Below are 12,806 nucleotides of genomic sequence, written 5' to 3' on the forward strand. Positions count from 1 at the left end.
GTCCCCTTCGTCTAGTGGCCTAGGACACCGCCCTTTCACGGCGGTAACAGGGGTTCGAGTCCCCTAGGGGACGCCAGGTTTACCCGCTATGCGGGATTTCAAGGGTCATTCGATTATTGAATGACCCTTTTGTTTTTCTGGCATCCGGCAATTTCTCTCTCTTCTTTTCCCAGCTTGTCCCTCCTGACCGACGGTCACGCTAGCGACTTGCGGAAAATTATTATGGGAATAATATTTTTCGTAATATTCGGAGGCAACGATGAACGATAAAAAAGCTCAGACCCGGGAGCGCATTCTCCAAGCCGCCAGCTCGGCGTTGATCCAGCGTGGTCCGGCCGAGCCGAGCGTGGGTGAGGTGATGGGGGCGGCCGGGCTCACGGTCGGTGGTTTCTACGCGCACTTCGAGAGCAAGGACGCGCTGATGCTGGAGGCCTTCACCCAATTGCTCGCGCACCGGCGCGGCCTGCTCGACGAAATGGACAGCAACCTGAGCGGTGTGGAGCGTCGGGCGTTGACCGCCGCCTTCTACCTGTCGCGCAAGCATCGTGACTCCACCGAACTGGCCTGTCCGATCCCCGCCTCGGTAGGGGAGCTAGGACGCCTGCCGGATAGCTTCCGCAAGGCCCTGAGCGAGCATATGGAACTGATGGTGGCGCAACTGGCCGAAACTCCCGAGGATACGGATAAAGCCCTGGCGGACATGGCCTTGATGATCGGCGGCCTGTCCTTGGCGCGCGCCCTGGGGCCGGGGGAGTTGTCCGATCGCCTGCTGCGCGCTGCCAAATCCGCCGTGCTCTGACCTGAAGCCGTAGCGAGCCCTGTTGCCACTTGGCCATTCACATCGCGAATGATCATCCAGCCAAGATTCAATACGCCCCCGCGAGCCCCGGTTCGCCAGGTCCTCGAAGCAGCAAGACCCTGAGCCAGAGCTAGCCGGGCCTGGGTGGATGCGCCAATCGGGCTGGCCATCCGTTACACTGCATCGGTCAAAAAACTGACCGGGAGTCGGGCATGAGTTGGGATCTGGCAGCGCCGTTCGTCATCGATCTGCAGGTGGCGGCCGAAGATATCGATGGCTTGGGGCACGCCAACAATGCGGTCTATGTTACCTGGCTGGAGCGTTGTGCCTGGCGCCATTCCCAGCGCCTGGGGCTGGACCTGGCTGAATATCGCCGTCTGGACCGGGCCATGGCCGTGGTGCGGCATGAAATCGACTACCTGGCCTCCGCCTACGAGGGCGATGAGTTGCAATTGGCCACCTGGATCGTCGATTGGGACCAGCGCCTGAAGATGACCCGGCGTTTCCAACTGGTGCGCCCGAGCGATGGCGCGACCCTGCTGCGGGCCCAGACCACGTTCGTCTGCATCGAGCTGTCCAGCGGCAAGCCCAAGCGCATGCCCGCCGAGTTCCTCGACGGCTATGGGCCGGCCCTGCAATCCTGCTGAGGCGTCCCCCGGTGCGTGGAGTGCGGGCTCCGCTTGCCGGCAGTTGCTAACGGCAAGGTACTGCCAGCGTTTGAAACCCAGTAAACTGGCGCCCGTTTTTTCGCCTGTTTTCGTCGAGTGTGTTTCATGCAAATTGCCCTGGCGCCCATGGAAGGGTTGGTCGACAACATTCTGCGGGATGTACTGACCCGTGTTGGTGGGATCGACTGGTGCGTCACCGAGTTCATCCGCGTCAACGACCGCCTGCTGACGCCTGCCTATTTCCACAAGCTTGCTCCCGAATTGCTGCAAGGTGCACAGACGGCGGCCGGGGTGCCGCTACGGGTGCAACTGCTCGGCTCCGATCCGGTCTGCCTGGCCGAGAACGCGGCGCTGGCCTGCGAGTTGGGGAGCGAGGTCATCGACCTGAACTTCGGTTGTCCAGCCAAGACCGTCAACAAGTCCCGCGGCGGTGCGGTGCTGCTCAAGGAGCCCGAGCTGCTCAACCAGATCGTCGAGCATGTGCGGCGGGCGGTTCCGGCGCATATCCCGGTCACGGCCAAGATGCGCCTGGGTTTCGATAGCCCGGATGGTGCTTTGGTATGTGCCACCGCGCTGGCCGAAGGTGGCGCCGAGCACATCGTGGTGCATGCGCGGACCAAGGTCGATGGCTACAAGCCCCCGGCCCATTGGGAGTGGATTCCTCGGGTCCAGGAAGTGGTCAAGGTGCCGGTGTTTGCCAACGGCGATATCTGGAGCGTCGAGGACTGGCGGCGCTGCCGGGAAATCAGCGGGGTCGAGGACATCATGCTGGGGCGCGGGCTGGTTTCACGTCCGGACCTGGCTCGGCAGATCGCCGCGGCTCGGGCTGGCGAAGAAGTGGTGGCGATGTCCTGGGCCGAATTGCTGCCCTTGATTCATGACTTCTGGACCCAGGTGGTGGCGCAATTGACTCCGCGTTCGGCCCCGGGGCGGCTGAAGCAGTGGTTGGCGATGCTGACCCGCAATTACCCCGAGGCGGTCGAGTTGTTCACCGCGTTGCGGCGGGAAACCGAGCTGGACCAGGTTGGCAGGTTGCTGGGTATGCCGTGCAGCGAGACGGCTTGAAGAAATTTCCATGGACGCTCTTGAAATGCCTCGGACGGTCCTTATCTCTTGGGTACGCGACGCCGAACTCGGGTCGCGTAGATAACCACTCGCTGACTATCAGGAGATTTACCCATGAGTACTGCATTTTCCCTGGCTCCGCTGTTCCGTTCCTCTGTTGGCTTCGACCGTTTCAACGAGCTGTTCGAGTCGGCCCTGCGCAACGAACCGGGCAGCAGCTATCCACCCTACAACGTTGAAAAGCACGCCGATGACCAATACCGCATCGTGATCGCCGCCGCCGGTTTCCAGGAACAAGACCTGGAGCTGCAAGTGGAGAAAGGCGTGTTGACCGTGAGCGGTGGCAAGCGTGATGCCAACGAGGGCGTCACCTATCTGCACCAGGGCATCGCCCAGCGGGCTTTCAAGTTGTCCTTCCGTCTGGACGACCATATCGAGGTCAAGGCCGCGGCCCTGAATAATGGGTTGCTGAACATCGACCTGCTGCGGGTCGTACCGGAAGAAGCCAAGCCCAAGCGCATCCCGATCAACGGCATGCAGCAAGCGGTCCTGCAGCACTAAGACCTGCAAGCAGGACAAGGGCGCCCCGCGGGCGCCCTTTTTCGTGCCTGTCATTCCAGCAGTTTCTTGAATTCGCCTAGCGGGAGTGGCCGGCTGTGCAGGTAGCCCTGGTACAGGTGGCACTCCAGGCCCCTCAGGAACTCCAGCTGTTGCGGGGTCTCGACGCCTTCGGCGATCACCTTCAATTCCAGGCTGCGGGCCATGGCGACGATGGCCCGGATGATCTCCGCATCATTGGGATCGTGGGTGGCATCGCGGACGAAGGACTGGTCGATCTTCAGTGTGTCCACTGGCAGGCGCTTGAGGTAGGTCAGGGATGAGTAGCCCGTGCCGAAGTCATCCATGGCGAAGCTGACCCCCAGCTTCTTCAGGCGGCGCATTTTGTTGATGGTGTCTTCCAGGTTCTGGATCACGATGCCTTCGGTGATCTCCAGCTTCAGTAACGAGGAAGGCAGGGCATAGGCCGCCAGGCTGTGCTCGATTCGCTCGACGAAATCGTTCTGGCGGAACTGCCGGGGGCTGATGTTCACGCACAGGCTGAACTGGTGCGGGTCCACCAGGCCTTCTTCGATCAGTTGGCTGAAGGCCAGGCAGGATTCATCGAGGATCCAGGTGCCCACCTCGAGGATCAGCCCGCTGTCCTCGAGCACCTTGATGAACTCGGTCGGCGACTGCGCCCCCAGTTCCGGATGTTGCCAGCGTACCAGCGCCTCGGCGCCGACGATGCGATTGTCGCGAGCATCCACCTGGGACTGGAAGTGCACGCTGAACTCGCCCCGGGACAGCGCCAGGCGCAGGTCGGTTTCCATGCGCAAGCGTTCGCTGGCGGCCTTTTGCATGGTGTTGTGGTACATCTGCGTGGTATTGCGTCCCGAGTCCTTGGCGCGATACAGAGCGATATCGGCACGCTTGAGCAGGTCGGTGGGGGTCGAGCCGTGGTCGGGGATCAGCGCCACGCCAATGCTGGGCGTGACCTGCAGGCGCTGGCCGTCGAGAAACATCGGCTCCGACAGCAGTTCGCGCAAGGTGCCCGCCAGTTGCCGCACCTGTTCGCTGACGTCGTTGCGCGAGCCCTCCAGGCCGCTGAGCAGGACCACGAACTCGTCGCCGCCCAGGCGCGCCACCGTGTCCTCCATGCGTACGCTGGCTTCCAGTCGCGCAGTGATGATCTTCAGCACCGTGTCGCCCACCGGATGCCCCAGGGAATCGTTGATGTGCTTGAAGTGGTCCAGGTCGAGGAATAGCAGGGCGCCGCGCAGGTTATGCCGCTTGAGCAGGGCGATCTGCTGGCTCAGGCGGTCCATCAGCAGGGCGCGGTTGGGCAGGTTGGTCAGAGGATCGTGGTAGGCCAGGTGGCGGATCTGCGCCTGGGCATTCTTCAGCAAGCTGACGTCCCGGGCGGTCAGCAGCAGGCAGGGGGTTTCATTGAGGGTGATCGGCTCTACCGATACCTCGAGGGTGAAGATTTCCCCGCGCTTGTTGCGCCCCAGCATCTCCAGATGGCGCGCCCGACCCTTGAGCTTGAGCTCGGCCAGCAGCGTGGCCAGTTGGGTTTCCTCGGCCCAGATCCCGACCTCGTACAGGGTATGGCCCATCACTTCGTCGGTGCGGTAGCCGGTCAGGCGGCAGAAACCGTCGTTGACCTCCAGGTAGCGGCCGGTATCGCGTTCGGTGATGGTGATGGCGTCGGGGCTGGAGTGGAAGGCCTTGGCGAACTTCTCTTCGCTGGCCTTGAGCGCCGCTTCCGAGCGTTGCTGCTGGGTGATGTCGCGCAGGGTGGTGACGATGCACGGTTGCTTGTCGACGATGATCTGGCGGCTGGAGATGATGCAGGTCAAAGGCTGGCCGTCCTTATGGTTGACCACCACCGCCACGTTGTTCAGCGCCTGTTCGCGGATCACCTGTTCGATTCGCCGCAGGCGCGGCGCAGTGTCTTCCCAGAGGCCGATCTGCTCGGCGCTGCGATTGATCACATCGTCCAGGGTCCAGCCGAAGGTCTGGGTGAAGCTGGAGTTGATCTCGATGAACTGGCCGGTTTCCAGCAGGGTGACGCAGATCGGGTCGGGGCTGACCTGGAACAGGCTGGCGAATTTCTCTTCGGAGGTGATCAGGCGCTGCTCGCGTTCCACCTGCTCGGTGATGTCCAGCAGGGTTCCGGCCATGCGCAAGGGGTTGCCTTGCTCGTCGCGATAGAGACGGGCGCGGCTTTCCAGGTAACGCGAGCTGCCATCGGCCAGTTGCACGCGATAGGTCAGCTGGTAGTTGCCCGCCGGGCCTTCGCGCAGGCTGCGATAGGCGTCGCGCATGGAGTTGCGCTCCTCGGTGGGCACGCCCTCGAAGAAGGCATCGAAGGACTCGTGAAACGGTACAGGCTCCAGGCCGTGCAGCTGCGCGGCTCGTGCCGAGCCATAGAGCATGCCGCTGGGGATGTGCCAGTCCCAGGTGCCCAGTTGCGCCGAGTCCAGGGCCAGGTCCAGGCGTTCCTGGCTGTCCTTGAGGGCCTGTTCGGCGCGTTTGCGCTCGCTGGTATCGAGAAAGGTGCTGAGCAAAAAGGCCTTGCCCTCCAGTTCGACCTTCTGTGCGCTGAGGATGCCGTCGTGGATCTGCCCATTGCTGGCGCGCAGTTGCACTTCGAGGCTGGCGGCCTGGCCCTTCTTTTGTACGGCCTTGATCAGTTGGGCGCGCTGTTCGGGATTGACCCACAAGCCGATTTCCAGGGTGGTGCGGCCGATCACATGCTCGGCGGGCCAGCCGAACTGGCTCTCGAAGTACTGGTTGGCTTCGCTGATCAGGCCATCTTCGAGGCGGGTCAACAGCACCATGTTGGGGCACAAGTGGAAGAGGGTGGCAAAACGCTTTTCCGAGCTGCTCAGGGCCTCTTCGCGCTGGCGCTGGTGGGTGATTTCGCGGATTACCCCGATCATCCGGGGTTTGCCATGCTTGTCAGGCAGCACGCTGCCGTTGATTTCCAGCCAGTGCAGGCTGCCATCGGGCCAGCGGATGCGATGGTGCATGGCCTGTTCCAGGGGCGCGCCGGCCAGCACCGAGTGGAAGGCGCGTACGGTTCGGGCCCGGTCCTCGATGGGCAGCAGGTCGAGATATTCGAGGTTTTCCGGTAGGGGTTGGCGCGGATCGAAGCCGAACAGCGCCTGGGTGCCCCGGGACCAGCTGATTTGCCCGCTTTCGATATCCCAATACCAGGCTCCCAGCCTCGCGCCGTTGAGCGCGGCGAGCAGTTGTGGCGCACTTTCCCAGCTCTGTTCCGACTCCCTGGGGTCGACGGCGTGGATGCGCGGCATGGGCGGAATACGGTCAGCGGGTTTGGGCATGGTGATCAGGCCTTGTGCTGAGTAGTTCGTTTGGCGCGAGGGCTCATGGTGGGAGGCGGCAGGGCACGGGCAATACCCGGAATACTTATGCCGGGTTCCCTGGCCAATCGACCTGTGCGTCCAATAAGGCCATGAAAGCCCGCGCAGCATTCGACAGTGTCCGTTCGGTATGCAGGATATAGCCTAGCTGGCGGTGTAGTTGTATGCCCGGTAAAGGGATGCGCGCCACTTGTTCGTCGAGCATTGTGCGCGGCAGCACACTCCAGGCCAGGCCGATGGAGACCATCATCTTTATGGTTTCCAGATAGTTAGTGCTCATGGCGATGTTCGGCGTCAGCCCCTGGGCCTCGAACAATCGCTGGACGATGTGGTGGGTGAAGGTATTGCCGCCGGGGAAAACCGCCGGATGCAGGGCGATATCCGCCAGGCTGACCTGGCCGTTGCTGACCAACGGGTGTTCCGGGGCGGCGACGAAGTCCAGTGGGTCGTCCCAGACCGCGGTGGCCTTGACCAGGCCGTGGGGCTCGGGAGCCAGGGTGATGACCGCGAGTTCGGCGCGGCCGTGGAGGATTTCCTCATAGGCCACCTCCGAGTCGAGAAACTGGATGTCCAGGGCCACTTGTGGGTAGCGCCGGGTATAGGCCCGCAGCAGGGGCGGCAGGCGATGCAGGCCGATGTGATGGCTGGTGGCCAGGGTCAGGCGCCCGCTGACTTCGCCGGTGAGGTTGGTCAGGGCCCGGCGCGTGTCGTCCAGCACGTTGATGATCTGATAGGCCCGGGGCAACAGGGCCCGGCCAGCCTCTGTAAGGCCGACTTCACGGCCCAGGCGATCGAACAGTCGCACATTGAGCTGTTGTTCCAATGCGGCGATGCGCTTGCTGATGGCCGGTTGGGTCAGGTGCAGGCGCTCGCCCGCGCCAGAGAAGCTGCCGGTTTCGGCGATGGCGATGAAGGCATTGAGGTTGGCCTGGTCCATCTTGCATTCCTGTTGGTTATCCAAATCATGAAAAATATGAATTTGAGTTATTTAATCTAACGCCATAGCATCAGCCTCACAAGCCAAGGGGTTATTGATCGGCGCACGGTCAGGGCCCAGGCGTAGAAACAAGCTGATGAGGAAAGGTCCGATGGCTGGCAAGACGCTCTACGACAAGCTCTGGGAAATGCACGAGGTGAAGCGCCGTGACGATGGCTCGTCGCTCATCTACATCGATCGTCACATTCTTCACGAAGTGACCTCGCCGCAGGCCTTTGAAGGCCTGCGTCTGGCCGGCCGCCAGCCATGGCGCATCGATGCCAACATCGCCACCCCGGACCACAACGTGCCGACCACCCAGGCCGAGCGCAAAGGTGGCCTCGACGCCATCGCCGACGAAGTGTCGCGCATCCAGGTCAAGACCCTGGACGAGAACTGCGACGATTTCGGCATCCTCGAATTCAAGATGAACGACATTCGCCAAGGCATCGTCCACGTGGTCGGCCCTGAGCAGGGGGCCACCCTGCCGGGCATGACCGTGGTCTGTGGCGACTCGCACACCTCGACCCACGGCGCCTTCGGCGCATTGGCCCACGGTATCGGCACTTCCGAGGTGGAGCACGTGCTCGCCACCCAGTGCCTGGTGGCCAAGAAGATGAAGAACATGCAGGTGCGTGTCGAGGGCCGGTTGCCCTTCGGCGTGACCGCCAAGGACATCGTCCTCGCGGTGATCGGCAGGATCGGCACCGCTGGCGGCAACGGCCACGCCCTGGAGTTCGCCGGCAGCGCCATCCGCGACCTGTCCATGGAAGGCCGCATGACCATCTGCAACATGTCCATCGAGGCGGGCGCCCGCGTCGGCATGGTGGCCTGCGATGACAAGACCATCGAGTACGTGAAGGGTCGTCCGTTCTCGCCGCAAGGCAGCGACTGGGACAAGGCCGTGGAGGCCTGGAGCGACCTGGTGTCCGATGCCGACGCGCATTTCGACACCGTCATCGAGCTGCGTGCCGAAGACATCAAGCCACAGGTCAGCTGGGGCACATCCCCGGAAATGGTGCTCGCGGTGGACCAGAACGTACCGGATCCGAGCGTCGAAACCGATGCGGTCAAGCGCGACTCCATCGTCCGGGCGTTGAAATACATGGGCCTGAATGCCAACCAGGCGATCACCGATATCCAGCTGGACCGCGTATTCATCGGCTCCTGCACCAACTCGCGGATCGAAGACCTGCGCGCCGCCGCCGCCGTGGCCAAGGGGCGCAAGGTCGCCTCCACCGTGAAGCAGGCGCTGGTGGTGCCGGGTTCGGGCCTGGTGAAGGCCCAGGCCGAGCAGGAAGGTTTGGACAAGATTTTCCTCGAGGCGGGCTTCGAGTGGCGTGAGCCGGGCTGCTCCATGTGCCTGGCGATGAACCCGGACCGCCTGGAGAGTGGCGAGCATTGCGCGTCCACCTCCAACCGCAACTTCGAGGGCCGCCAGGGCGCCGGCGGGCGTACCCACCTGGTGAGCCCGGCCATGGCCGCGGCTGCCGCGGTGACCGGTCGTTTCATCGATGTACGTGAATTGATGCAGGCCTGAGGAGACCAGAGATGAAAGCATTCACCCAGCACACAGGTCTCGTCGCGCCGCTCGACCGTGCCAACGTCGACACCGACCAGATCATTCCCAAGCAGTTCCTCAAATCGATCAAGCGCACCGGCTTCGGCCCGAATCTGTTCGACGAATGGCGCTACCTCGATGTGGGCCAGCCCAACCAGGACAACTCCAAGCGTCCGGTGAATCAGGAGTTCGTGCTCAACTTCCCGCGCTACCAGGGCGCCAGCGTGCTGCTGGCCCGTGAGAACTTCGGCTGCGGTTCCTCCCGCGAGCATGCGCCGTGGGCGCTGGACGAGTACGGCTTCCGTACGGTGATCGCGCCGAGCTTCGCCGACATCTTCTTCAATAACAGTTTCAAGAACGGTTTGTTGCCGATCATCCTCAAGGATGACGAAGTCGACGAACTGTTCCAGCAGACCGAAGCCACCGAGGGTTACCAGCTGACCGTCGATCTCGCCGCGCAGACCGTGACCCGCCCGGACGGCAAGCAGTACCGCTTCGAGGTGGACGCGTTCCGCAAGCACTGCCTGCTCAACGGCCTGGACGACATCGGCCTGACCCTGCAGGACGCCGACGCCATCCGCCGTTTCGAGGTCGGCTACAAGCAGCGCCAGCCCTGGTTGTTCCGCGACGCCTGAGTGCCTGCGTCCCGGCCCTTGCCGTTCGTTGCAGGGCCGGCCAGTGAGCACCGTTCTCTACGCCCCAAGGAGCCAAGCATGACCAGCAATGCCCATACCCAGGTGGTACAGCAGCAATTCGGCGAACAGGCCGTGGCCTACCTCAACAGCGCAGTGCATGCCCAGGGCGCCGAATTCGCGCTGCTACAGACCGAAGTGACGGGCAAGGACGAGGCCCGGGTGCTGGATCTGGGCTGTGGTGCCGGGCACGTCAGCTTCCATGTGGCGCCGTTGGTCGCACAGGTGGTGGCCTATGACCTTTCGCAGCGGATGCTGGATGTGGTGGCAGCGGCGGCTCGGGAGCGTGGCCTGGAGAACATCCGCACGGTAGCGGGTGCGGCGGAGCGCCTGCCGTTCGCCGATGGCGAGTTCGACTTCGTCTTCAGTCGCTATTCGGCCCACCACTGGAGCGACCTGGGCCTGGCCCTGCGCGAGGTGCGCCGGGTCCTGAAGCCTGGCGGCGTGGCGGCGTTCATCGATGTCCTGTCACCTGGCAGTCCATTGCTGGATACCTACTTGCAGAGCGTCGAAGTGCTGCGCGACACCAGCCATGTCCGCGACTATTCGGCCGGGGAATGGCTGCACCAGCTCAATGAGGCCGGTTTGCAGGCCCGCAGCAGCGCCCGGCAGCGCCTGCGCCTGGAGTACGACTCCTGGGTCGAGCGCATGCGCACGCCCGAGCCGCTGAGGGTGGCGATTCGCCAATTGCAGCAGGCGATGGGCAATGAAGTGCGCGAATATTTTCAGATTGAGGCCGATGGTTCGTTCAGTACGGATGTACTGGTACTGTGGGCCGAGCGATAGAATTTTTCCGGGTGCGCCCAAGGGCGTACCGACAGAACGAACGAGGAACCCCATGAGCAAGCAGATTCTGATTCTCCCTGGCGACGGCATTGGCCCGGAAATCATGGCCGAAGCGGTCAAGGTCCTGGAGTTGGCCAATGACAAGTACGGCCTGGGTTTCGAGCTGAGCCACGATGTGATCGGCGGCGCGGCCATCGACAAGCACGGCGTGCCCCTGGCCGACGAGACCCTGGACCGGGCCCGTGCCGCCGATGCGGTGCTGCTGGGTGCGGTGGGCGGTCCGAAGTGGGACAAGATCGAACGCGATATCCGTCCTGAGCGCGGGCTGTTGAAGATTCGCGCGCAACTGGGGCTGTTCGGCAACCTGCGGCCGGCGATCCTCTACCCGCAACTGGCCGATGCCTCCAGCCTGAAGCCGGAAATCGTTTCCGGCCTGGATATCCTCATCGTCCGCGAACTGACCGGCGGTATCTACTTCGGCGCTCCTCGCGGCACCCGCGAGCTGGAGAACGGCGAGCGCCAGTCCTATGACACCTTGCCCTACAGCGAGAGCGAGATCCGGCGGATCGCCCGGGTCGGCTTCGACATGGCGCGGGTGCGCGGCAAGAAGCTGTGCTCGGTGGACAAGGCCAACGTCCTGGCGTCCAGCCAGCTGTGGCGTGAAGTGGTCGAGCAGGTGGCCAAGGACTATCCGGACGTCGAGCTCAGCCACATGTACGTCGACAATGCGGCCATGCAGCTGGTGCGCGCGCCCAAGCAGTTCGACGTGATCGTCACCGACAACCTGTTTGGCGATATCCTCTCCGACGAGGCCTCGATGCTCACCGGTTCCATCGGCATGCTGCCTTCGGCCTCCCTGGACGCCAACAACAAGGGCATGTACGAGCCTTGCCACGGTTCGGCGCCGGACATCGCCGGGCAGGGCATCGCCAACCCGCTGGCGACCATCCTCTCGGTGTCGATGATGCTGCGCTACAGCTTCAACCTGACCGCAGCGGCGGACGCCATCGAGCAGGCCGTGAGCCGGGTGCTGGACCAGGGCTTGCGTACCGGTGACATCTGGTCGGCCGGTTGTACCCGGGTCGGTACGCAGGAAATGGGCGATGCAGTAGTCGCGGCGCTGCGGAATCTGTAATCTTTCGGGCCCACTGCACTGACAGTGGCCCACTTTTGTATAGGTGTAGTTGCGATGAAACGTGTAGGTCTGATCGGTTGGCGCGGTATGGTCGGTTCCGTGCTCATGCAGCGGATGCTTGAAGAGCAGGACTTCGATCTTATTGAACCGGTGTTTTTCACCACTTCCAATGTCGGTGGCCAGGGTCCGTCGGTAGGCAAGGATATTGCCCCGCTCAAGGACGCCTACAGCATTGAAGAGCTGAAAACCCTCGACGTGATCCTGACCTGCCAGGGTGGCGACTACACCAGCGAAGTCTTCCCCAAGCTGCGCGAAGCCGGTTGGCAGGGCTACTGGATCGACGCTGCTTCCAGCCTGCGCATGCAGGACGACGCGGTGATCATCCTCGATCCGGTGAACCGCAAGGTCATCGACCAGCAGCTGGATGCCGGGACCAAGAACTACGTCGGCGGCAACTGCACCGTCAGCCTGATGCTGATGGGCCTGGGCGGCCTGTTCGAAGCCGGCCTGGTGGAGTGGATGAGCGCCATGACCTACCAGGCGGCCTCCGGCGCCGGCGCGCAGAACATGCGCGAGCTGATCAAGCAGATGGGGGCCACCCATGCCGCGGTCGCCGATGACCTGGCCAACCCGGCCAGCGCCATTCTCGATATCGACCGCAAGGTGGCCGAGGCCATGCGCAGCGATGCCTATCCAACCGAGAACTTCGGCGTGCCGCTGGCCGGCAGCCTGATTCCGTGGATCGACAAGGAGCTGCCCAACGGCCAGAGCCGCGAAGAGTGGAAGGCCCAGGCCGAGACCAACAAGATCCTCGGTCGTTTCAAGAACCCGATTCCGGTGGACGGTATCTGTGTGCGTATCGGCGCCATGCGCTGCCACAGCCAGGCGCTGACCATCAAGCTCAACAAGGACGTGCCGATCGCCGATATCGAAGGGTTGATCAGCCAGCACAACCCCTGGGTCAAGCTGGTGCCGAACCAGCGTGAGATCAGCATGCAGGAGCTGAGCCCGACCAAGGTCACCGGTACCCTGAACATTCCGGTGGGCCGTCTGCGCAAGCTGAACATGGGGTCGCAGTTCCTGGGCGCCTTCACCGTGGGTGACCAACTGCTGTGGGGTGCGGCCGAGCCACTGCGCCGCATGCTGCGGATCCTGCTGGAGCGCTGATTCTTCTGCATCGCCGCGAAAAACCCGC

Annotated in this window: 11 protein-coding genes and 1 tRNA gene; 10 read left to right on the top strand and 2 right to left on the bottom strand. The window is 63.1% G+C overall.

Annotation, left to right across the window (positions count from 1 at the left end; all coding sequences use genetic code 11):
• The 5 genes from H7A76_RS28970 to H7A76_RS28990 all read left to right on the top strand — a co-directional run bounded on the left by H7A76_RS28970 (position 1) and on the right by H7A76_RS28990 (position 3,093).
• Positions 1-76: transfer RNA gene (locus H7A76_RS28970), tRNA-Glu, on the top strand.
• A gap of 183 nt (positions 77-259) precedes the next feature.
• Positions 260-799, top strand: a complete 540-nt coding sequence (locus H7A76_RS28975) for a TetR/AcrR family transcriptional regulator (RefSeq protein ID WP_185701685.1) — start codon at positions 260-262, stop codon at positions 797-799.
• A gap of 212 nt (positions 800-1,011) precedes the next feature.
• The gene (locus H7A76_RS28980; protein ID WP_185701686.1) at positions 1,012-1,446 is read left to right on the top strand and encodes a thioesterase family protein; all 435 of its coding nucleotides are present in this window, start codon (positions 1,012-1,014) and stop codon (positions 1,444-1,446) included.
• Positions 1,447-1,572: 126 nt separating this feature from the next.
• Positions 1,573-2,532 carry a tRNA dihydrouridine synthase gene (locus H7A76_RS28985; protein ID WP_185701687.1) on the top strand — a complete coding sequence of 320 codons (960 nt, stop codon included), beginning with the start codon at positions 1,573-1,575 and terminating at the stop codon, positions 2,530-2,532.
• A gap of 114 nt (positions 2,533-2,646) precedes the next feature.
• Positions 2,647-3,093, top strand: a complete 447-nt coding sequence (locus H7A76_RS28990) for an Hsp20 family protein (protein ID WP_185701688.1) — start codon at positions 2,647-2,649, stop codon at positions 3,091-3,093.
• Positions 3,094-3,143: 50 nt separating this feature from the next.
• Here the strand turns inward: H7A76_RS28990 and H7A76_RS28995 are convergent, their stop codons facing one another.
• Together H7A76_RS28995 and H7A76_RS29000 are read right to left on the bottom strand one after the other, a co-directional pair.
• Positions 3,144-6,422: an EAL domain-containing protein gene (locus H7A76_RS28995; protein WP_185701689.1), complete on the bottom strand. Its 3,279-nt coding sequence runs from the start codon at positions 6,420-6,422 to the stop codon at positions 3,144-3,146.
• A gap of 85 nt (positions 6,423-6,507) precedes the next feature.
• On the bottom strand, positions 6,508-7,398 hold the full coding sequence (locus H7A76_RS29000; protein WP_085599503.1) for a LysR family transcriptional regulator: 891 nt from the start codon (positions 7,396-7,398) through the stop codon (positions 6,508-6,510).
• Between the two features lie 151 nt (positions 7,399-7,549).
• Between H7A76_RS29000 and leuC the strand changes: the two genes are divergently transcribed.
• The 5 genes from leuC (at position 7,550) to asd (ending at position 12,778) form a co-directional block, all read left to right on the top strand.
• Positions 7,550-8,977, top strand: coding sequence for a 3-isopropylmalate dehydratase large subunit (gene leuC, locus H7A76_RS29005; RefSeq protein WP_185701690.1), 1,428 nt, complete (start codon positions 7,550-7,552; stop codon positions 8,975-8,977).
• A gap of 11 nt (positions 8,978-8,988) precedes the next feature.
• Entirely contained in the window at positions 8,989-9,633 is a 645-nt protein-coding gene (gene leuD, locus H7A76_RS29010; RefSeq protein ID WP_185701691.1) for a 3-isopropylmalate dehydratase small subunit, read from the top strand.
• 78 nt (positions 9,634-9,711) lie between these two features.
• Positions 9,712-10,476, top strand: coding sequence for a class I SAM-dependent methyltransferase (locus tag H7A76_RS29015; RefSeq protein WP_185701692.1), 765 nt, complete (start codon positions 9,712-9,714; stop codon positions 10,474-10,476).
• A 52-nt stretch (positions 10,477-10,528) separates the two neighbouring features.
• Positions 10,529-11,611 (top strand): 3-isopropylmalate dehydrogenase, encoded by a 1,083-nt coding sequence (leuB, locus tag H7A76_RS29020; protein ID WP_185701693.1) that lies wholly within the window; start codon positions 10,529-10,531, stop codon positions 11,609-11,611.
• Positions 11,612-11,665: 54 nt separating this feature from the next.
• Positions 11,666-12,778 (top strand): aspartate-semialdehyde dehydrogenase, encoded by a 1,113-nt coding sequence (gene asd, locus H7A76_RS29025; RefSeq protein ID WP_053138885.1) that lies wholly within the window; start codon positions 11,666-11,668, stop codon positions 12,776-12,778.
• Positions 12,779-12,806 lie beyond the last annotated feature (28 nt).

Source organism: Pseudomonas sp. MSSRFD41 (genome assembly GCF_014230245.1).
Classification (GTDB): Bacteria; Pseudomonadota; Gammaproteobacteria; order Pseudomonadales; family Pseudomonadaceae; genus Aquipseudomonas; species Aquipseudomonas piscis.

Coding starts and splice junctions, on each gene's coding strand:
- H7A76_RS29000 (WP_085599503.1), bottom strand. CDS start 7,398: ATGGACCAGGCCAACCTCAATGCCTTCATCGCCATCGCCGAAACCGGC.
- asd (WP_053138885.1), top strand. CDS start 11,666: ATGAAACGTGTAGGTCTGATCGGTTGGCGCGGTATGGTCGGTTCCGTG.
- H7A76_RS28995 (WP_185701689.1), bottom strand. CDS start 6,422: ATGCCCAAACCCGCTGACCGTATTCCGCCCATGCCGCGCATCCACGCC.
- leuD (WP_185701691.1), top strand. CDS start 8,989: ATGAAAGCATTCACCCAGCACACAGGTCTCGTCGCGCCGCTCGACCGT.
- H7A76_RS28980 (WP_185701686.1), top strand. CDS start 1,012: ATGAGTTGGGATCTGGCAGCGCCGTTCGTCATCGATCTGCAGGTGGCG.
- H7A76_RS29015 (WP_185701692.1), top strand. CDS start 9,712: ATGACCAGCAATGCCCATACCCAGGTGGTACAGCAGCAATTCGGCGAA.
- H7A76_RS28975 (WP_185701685.1), top strand. CDS start 260: ATGAACGATAAAAAAGCTCAGACCCGGGAGCGCATTCTCCAAGCCGCC.
- H7A76_RS28990 (WP_185701688.1), top strand. CDS start 2,647: ATGAGTACTGCATTTTCCCTGGCTCCGCTGTTCCGTTCCTCTGTTGGC.
- leuB (WP_185701693.1), top strand. CDS start 10,529: ATGAGCAAGCAGATTCTGATTCTCCCTGGCGACGGCATTGGCCCGGAA.
- leuC (WP_185701690.1), top strand. CDS start 7,550: ATGGCTGGCAAGACGCTCTACGACAAGCTCTGGGAAATGCACGAGGTG.
- H7A76_RS28985 (WP_185701687.1), top strand. CDS start 1,573: ATGCAAATTGCCCTGGCGCCCATGGAAGGGTTGGTCGACAACATTCTG.